This is a genomic window from Neisseria sp. N95_16, from assembly GCF_002551535.2.
Lineage (GTDB): Bacteria > Pseudomonadota > Gammaproteobacteria > Burkholderiales > Neisseriaceae > Neisseria > Neisseria brasiliensis.
On record NZ_PDBT02000166.1, the window covers coordinates 1 to 545 of the forward strand.

Sequence of the window (545 nt, forward strand, 5' to 3'; positions counted from 1 at the left end):
GCTCTTGATTTGACCGCTTCCGATACTGCTAAAATGACCGGCATTAGTGTACGCAGTATCAATCCTATTTTCCTGAAAATCAGACACAGGATTGCTGCTCTGTGCGAACAAAGCTCACCACTGTCCGGTGTGGTCGAATTAGATGAATCTTACTTTGGTGCGCGACGTATCAGGGGTAAGCGCGGTCGCGGAGCGTCAGGTAAAACCATCGTATTTGGCATACTGAAACGCAATGGCGTGGTCTATACGGAAATCGTTCCCGACGCTTCGAAAGCCTCACTAATCAAGGTCATACGTGGTCACATATCTGCTGACAGTGAAATCAATACTGACGGCTGGAAAGCATATGACGGTCTTGTCGATATGGGCTATGAGAAGCATTACCGTGTCCATCATGGTTCCAATGAGTTTGCTCGAGGAAAGCAACATATCAATGGTATTGAATCTTTTTGGAGTTATGCTAAGGGGCGTTTGGCTAAATTTCATGGTATTTCCAAAGAGATGTTTTATCTGCATCTCAAAGAAACGGAGTTTAGGTTTAACCA

1 protein-coding gene is annotated in these 545 nt (G+C 45.0%); it reads left to right on the forward strand.

Features of this window, described 5'->3' with window-relative positions; all coding sequences use genetic code 11:
- The coding region (locus CRG49_RS13045; protein ID WP_097784640.1) for an IS1595-like element ISNme3 family transposase at nt 1–545 on the forward strand (545 nt) is incomplete at both ends.